Source organism: Hyalangium sp. (genome assembly GCF_035629615.1).
Classification (GTDB): Bacteria; Myxococcota; Myxococcia; order Myxococcales; family Myxococcaceae; genus Hyalangium.
The window spans coordinates 1-4,381 of sequence record NZ_DASPHO010000660.1; the positions used below are offsets into that span (position 1 = coordinate 1).

A 4,381-nucleotide genomic window follows, 5' to 3' on the forward strand; every position below is an offset into this window, starting at 1 on the left:
TGCCCGCCCCCCTCCCCAAAGGACAGGGGGCTGCCCCCCAGGGCTCCCCGGATGCAGGGCGGGCAGGCGCCTCCTGGCCCTTGGCACCTGACGCTCCACGAGGGACGCGGCTTGCATCCGGGGTGGCATCTGGCATCTTCCGCCAGCCCATGCGCCGCTCTGCCGCAATCGCCATGCTGTTCCTCGCCCTGCTCGGCCTCCCTGGCTGCAAGGGTGCCTGCCGTGAGCTGTCCGAGAAGCTCTGCGACTGCTCCACCAACTCCCTCGATCGCGAGCTGTGCATCCGCCGCGCCTCCAACGACGAGGCCATCGTCGAGCCCACCGCCCAGGACGAGGCCGTGTGCGAGGCGAGGCTGGAGGACGGCAACTGCACCTGCGAGTCCGTCGAGACCAACGAGGGCAAGGTGGCCTGCGGCCTGGCTCGCTGAGCCCTCAGGCCCGGCGCGCTCCCGTCCGCCCCACCCGCGTCCCGCCTCGGCTCACGGGCGGCCGATGCCCTGGTACGTGAAGCCCAGCTCCCGCATCCGGGCCGGGTCGTAGATGTTGCGGCCGTCGAAAATGACCGGTGTCTTCATCAGCGCCTTCATCCGCTCGAAGTCCGGGTGGCGGAACTCGTTCCACTCGGTGACGATGAAGAGCGCGTCCACGCCCTCCAGCGCCTCGTAGGGCAGCGCGGCATAGCGGATGCGCTCCCCGAAGTAGCGCCGGGCGCTGCGATCGGCCACCGGGTCATGCGCCACCACCTGGGCGCCCTTGCCCAGCAGCCCCTCGATGACTTCGATGGAGGGCGCCTCGCGCATGTCATCCGTCTTCGGCTTGAAGGACAGCCCCCACACGCCGAAGGTACGCCCCGCCAGCGAGCCGCCAAAGTGCTTGAGGGCCTTGTTCACCAGCAGCCGCTTCTGACGCTCGTTGGTGCGCTCCACGGCACGCAGCAGGTCCAGCTCCAGGCCATGCTCGCGGCCAGTGGCCACCAGCGCCTTCACGTCCTTGGGGAAGCACGAGCCGCCGTAGCCCACGCCCGGGAAGAGGAACGGGTAGCCGATGCGCCGGTCCGCGCCCAGCGCCTTGCGCACGAAGTCCACATCCGCGCCCACCTTCTCGCAGAGCGCGGAGATGTCATTCATGAAGGAGATGCGCGTGGCCAGCATCGCGTTGGCCGCGTACTTCGTCAGCTCGGCCGAGCGCGTGTCCATGTAGAAGATGGGGTTCTCTGTCCGGACGAAGGGCGCGTACAGCTCGCCCATGATGCGGCGGGCCCGCTCCGAGTTCACGCCGATGACGACGCGGTCCGGCTTGAGGAAGTCCTCCAGCGCCGCGCCCTCCTTGAGGAACTCGGGGTTGGAGACGACGTCGAACTCGACTCTTGTCACCTGGGCGATGGCCTGCCGCACCTTGTCCGCGGTGCCCACCGGCACGGTGCTCTTGTCCACCACCACCGTGTACTGGCGCAGGGCGCGGCCAAGCTGCTCCGCGGCGGACAGCACGTACTGCAGATCCGCGTCGCCGCTCTCGCCCTCGGGGGTGCCCACGGCGATGAACACCACCTGTGCCGGCCCCACCGCCGCGGCCAGATCCAGGGTGAAGGACAGGCGCCGCTCCTTCACGTTCTTGCGGATGAGCTCCTCCAGGCCCGGCTCGTAGATGGGCACCTCGCCGGCCTGGAGCGCGCGGATCTTCCGCTCGTCAATGTCCACGCAGGTGACGTCGTTGCCTGAGTCCGCGAAGCACGTCCCCGCGACGAGACCGACGTAACCCGTTCCGATGATGGCGATGCGCATGAGGCTCCCGTGGCGACTGGCGCCCCTGTCTCTTACGTCGGGAGCGCGGCCAGGGGAAGCCGGAGCATGCCGCCGGTGCCTGCCCGGAAGGCGGGCGGGGGCTCACTGCCCGGTGAGCAGGCGGCGGAGGCGATCGGCGCCCCGGAGCACCCCTCGGCTGCCCGGGACGCTCACGGGCTCCACCACGAGCCGGTTCAGCAGCTCGCGGGTGGCGCGGCGCAGCGGGGGACGGGCGGCCTCCACGACGACCGTGGTCTCGGGGAAGAGGCGCTCGACGATGGACAGGGAGGTGTAGAGGGCACGCTCCAGCCGCCAGGCCCGGGCGCGCTCCTGGAGCGCGGCTACGTCCAAGGGCCGGGAGTAGAGGCTGCCCATGGAGGTGGAGCCCGTCGCCAGCTCGCGCAGGTCCACGAAGGACAGCCACGGCACCTGATAGCCCTGGCGCGCCTGCTCCAGGCACAGGAGCAGCACCGCATCCTCCAGGTCTGGCCGGAAGATCGAGGGCCCGTATACCTTCCAGGGCTTGGCTCGATCGAAGACCTTCTGGAGCTCCTCTCGCCGCTCGGGGCCGAGCACGTCCGCGAAGAGGTAGATGGCGGTGCGCCCGTCGGACACCACGCGGGCCGCGCCGCTGTTCGTCTCGTCCTTCTCTGTCTTGAAGTGGTGCTTGGAGAGGTAGCCCGAGAACCCCTCCACGTCCAGGCGCCGCATCAGCACCTGGATGTCCAGCACCGGCCGGAAGCCTACGTGGGGATAGACGGCCTCGGCGAAAGCGGCGGCCCCCATCACCAGCAGCTTGCGGCCCTCCAGCTCGTCGACGATCTGCTTGAAGTTGACGAGCTTCATCACGTTGTCGTTGACGGAGCCCTGGTAGATGGAGAGCAGCCGATCCCGCACCCACTCCGGCGCATCCGCCCCGGCCAGCCGGTACTCGAGGTTGTAGGCCGCCAGCGGTGCCAGCCCCTGTCCGATGGCCCAGTCCGCGTAGTCCTCCCAAGGCGCACCCCGCAGCGAGCCACGCGGCGGATCGAAGGAGGACAGGACGCGGAACGTGTCGAGCAGGCTGGGCGCCATAGGGTGGCGCTCCTTTAACGACACCCGGGCACAAGGCGCAATCAGCGTCTGCGCCCCGTGTCATCCACCAACGCCAAGCCAGAAACCGGAGGGGGGCCCTGGGGCTCGCGGATGCTGACTCCGGGGGGCTGCACCGCTGGCGGACTCGCTGTCATCTACCCCTCACGTTCTTCAAGATTTCAGGCCGGTCCTGCATCTTTGCTTCGTGCCAGTCACCGCGCACCCTGCACACGCTCGTCGATCGGGAATGCCCACATGCCCCTTGCGATCACTTGCCATCCCAGAGGGCAGGGACCCCGTCGGTTGAGCGGGCTTGCGCTCCTGCTAGTCCTCACGGGATGTGCTGCGACACCATCCCTGGAAGGACCTCAGAGGTATGGGCAGAACCGGCCTGTCACAGCTCAGCACTTCCCTGAAACAGCGAGTGCCGGGCAGCATGCCGTCGAGGTCGACTTCGAGGAGCCCACACCCCAGCTGGCAGAGGAACTGCGCCGGAGCGGCGTCCATCTGCCCCGGGGCTCTCAAGGGCTGGCTGACCCGAGGACTCATCGACAGTTCGTCGATCTGAGTGTGACGGCCGTGGGCTTTGGCCTCACCGCAGGAGGGTACCTTCTCTACTGCGAGGGGTTGCCACTGCCGGTGCTCGTCCCCGAGTCGCATGTCGACCTCGGGCTCACGAACGCGGCGCCGCTGAATGCATCCATCTACCCGGACCGAGACGCGGCCCTGGCGGACATGGAAGCCAGGGCCCACGGGTCAAGACACGCGAGGTATGCCTGGTACCGCGGAGCAGGGGGCGCGCTCATCGTGCCCACCGTCTTCTCTCCGGCCACCACCCCTCGCATTGCCCGGGCAATGCTCGAGGTCCGCAAGCATCTGAATGAAGCAGTCCAGCGCGAGCTGAAGGTGATGTTGTTGACCTTGACGGGGACCAAGGTCCTGCAGGGGGTCTTCTCGCGCCTGGTGCGTGTGGGCTCGAAGCCAGAACTCCGTCCGCTCGTCCGGAAGGAGAGACCTGGAGGCGAAGCTCCGGCGCCGCAACAGTCAGCGGCACGACCGGCAGCGCCCACTTCAGAACCCGCTCCCACGCCCTTGGCGTCCGCTCCGGCGCCGGGCTCACTCGCGCCATCGCCGGGATTGGTCCAGGCGCTCACTGGCAAGAGCCCAACGCCACCCGTGGTTCCTGGGCCGCGCCTGCCTCAGGATGTCGCGGTCAGCCCAAAGGTGCCCAAGGAGCTTCAGGCAAGCCGTCCCATCGGTTCCAGCCCGAGCCAGAACGCGCAGCTCCGCGCGGATATCGAATACCTGCAGACCCTGGGCGCGAAGAACATCCGGGTGAACCAGCAGCAAGTCAAAGTGCAAGACGGCCAGCGCGTCGGAGTCAACCGGCCGGATCTGCAGTTCGACTATAAGGGCCGCCGCTACCATGCGGAATACGACACACCCACGTCGGGCCGCGGCCCCGGCCACCAATCGCGCATCACGTCCAACGACCCGAACGCGGAGATCATCCTTCTGATCGTGCC

At 68.4% G+C, this 4,381-nt stretch carries 3 protein-coding genes and 1 pseudogene; 2 read left to right on the forward strand and 2 right to left on the reverse strand.

Features of this window, described 5'->3' with window-relative positions; genetic code table 11:
- The first annotated feature begins 122 nt into the window (after nucleotides 1–122).
- Nucleotides 123–428: a hypothetical protein gene (locus tag VD972_RS33630; protein WP_324992893.1), complete on the forward strand. Its 306-nt coding sequence runs from the start codon at nucleotides 123–125 to the stop codon at nucleotides 426–428.
- A 51-nt stretch (nucleotides 429–479) separates the two neighbouring features.
- Here VD972_RS33630 and VD972_RS33635 read toward each other — a convergent pair whose 3' ends face one another.
- On the reverse strand, nucleotides 480–1,781 hold the full coding sequence (locus VD972_RS33635; protein WP_324992894.1) for a UDP-glucose/GDP-mannose dehydrogenase family protein: 1,302 nt from the start codon (nucleotides 1,779–1,781) through the stop codon (nucleotides 480–482).
- 102 nt (nucleotides 1,782–1,883) lie between these two features.
- Nucleotides 1,884–2,855: a nucleotidyltransferase family protein gene (locus VD972_RS33640; protein WP_324992895.1), complete on the reverse strand. Its 972-nt coding sequence runs from the start codon at nucleotides 2,853–2,855 to the stop codon at nucleotides 1,884–1,886.
- A gap of 570 nt (nucleotides 2,856–3,425) precedes the next feature.
- Between VD972_RS33640 and VD972_RS33645 the strand changes: the two are divergent.
- Nucleotides 3,426–4,381 (forward strand): annotated as a pseudogene (locus VD972_RS33645) (hypothetical protein); the annotation flags it as partial.

Coding starts and splice junctions, on each gene's coding strand:
- VD972_RS33635 (WP_324992894.1), bottom strand. CDS start 1,781: ATGCGCATCGCCATCATCGGAACGGGTTACGTCGGTCTCGTCGCGGGG.
- VD972_RS33640 (WP_324992895.1), bottom strand. CDS start 2,855: ATGGCGCCCAGCCTGCTCGACACGTTCCGCGTCCTGTCCTCCTTCGAT.